Consider the following 1,383-nt stretch of genomic DNA (forward strand, 5'->3'; position numbering starts at 1 on the left):
AAAGCTGACAAAACAGCAAAAAAAGAAAACCAATAAGCACGTATTTATTGCCATTCCGATCGTTTTTGTCCTTATGTTCGCTTTCATGTGGGCGGGAAAAGCGGAAACGCCGAAGGTCAAAACGTATTCTGACGACGTACTCTCAGCCTCATTTGTAGGCGATATTATGATGGGACGCTATGTTGAAAAAGTAACGGAGCAAAAAGGGGCAGACAGTATTTTTCAATATGTTGAACCGATCTTTAGAGCCTCGGATTATGTAGCAGGAAACTTTGAAAACCCGGTAACCTATCAAAAGAATTATAAACAAGCAGATAAAGAGATTCATCTGCAGACGAATAAGGAATCAGTGAAAGTCTTGAAGGACATGAATTTCACGGTTCTCAACAGCGCAAACAACCACGCAATGGATTACGGCGTTCAGGGCATGAAAGATACGCTTGGAGAATTTGCGAAGCAAAACCTTGATATCGTTGGAGCGGGATACAGCTTAAGTGATGCGAAAAAGAAAATTTCGTACCAGAAAGTCAACGGGGTAACGATTGCGACGCTTGGCTTTACCGATGTGTCCGGGAAAGGTTTCGCGGCTAAAAAGAATACGCCGGGCGTGCTGCCCGCAGATCCTGAAATCTTCATCCCTATGATTTCAGAAGCGAAAAAACATGCGGACATCGTTGTTGTGCAGTCACACTGGGGCCAAGAGTATGACAATGATCCAAACGACCGCCAGCGCCAGCTTGCAAGAGCCATGTCTGATGCGGGAGCTGACATCATCGTCGGCCATCACCCGCACGTCTTAGAACCGATTGAAGTATATAACGGAACCGTCATTTTCTACAGCCTCGGCAACTTTGTCTTTGACCAAGGCTGGACGAGAACAAGAGACAGTGCACTGGTTCAGTATCACCTGAAGAAAAATGGAACAGGACGCTTTGAAGTGACACCGATCGATATCCATGAAGCGACACCTGCGCCTGTGAAAAAAGACAGCCTTAAACAGAAAACCATTATTCGCGAACTGACGAAAGACTCTAATTTCGCTTGGAAAGTAGAAGACGGAAAACTGACGTTTGATATTGATCATAGTGACAAACTAAAATCTAAATAATCGGAGTGATAAAGATGAAATTTGTCAAAGCCATCTGGCCGTTTGTTGCCGTAGCCATCGTGTTCATGTTTATGTCAGCTTTTAAATTCAATGATCAGCTGACAGATCAGGAAAAACAGAAGATTGATATGGAAATGAATAAAATCCAGCAGCAGGAAGAACCGGTAAACGCCAATAAATAATTCAAAAAAGAGAGTGTCTGATGAGACACTCTCTTTTTATTTGCCCAGCATATTCATTCTGTAAAAATATTAAAAAGTCTCTTAACATATTCA

2 protein-coding genes are annotated in these 1,383 nt (G+C 42.6%); both read left to right on the forward strand.

Annotation, left to right across the window (positions count from 1 at the left end; genetic code table 11):
* Positions 1–1,108: capsular polyglutamate synthetase PgsA (pgsA, locus tag RAC86_RS38660; protein WP_377886951.1), on the forward strand; the 1,108-nt coding region annotated here is incomplete at its 5' end.
* 14 nt (positions 1,109–1,122) lie between these two features.
* Positions 1,123–1,290: an extrachromosomal elements maintenance protein EdmS gene (gene edmS, locus RAC86_RS38665; RefSeq protein ID WP_003227896.1), complete on the forward strand. Its 168-nt coding sequence runs from the start codon at positions 1,123–1,125 to the stop codon at positions 1,288–1,290.
* The last annotated feature ends 93 nt before the right edge of the window (positions 1,291–1,383 follow it).

The sequence above is a fragment of the Bacillus sp. LR_5 genome, from assembly GCF_042709275.1.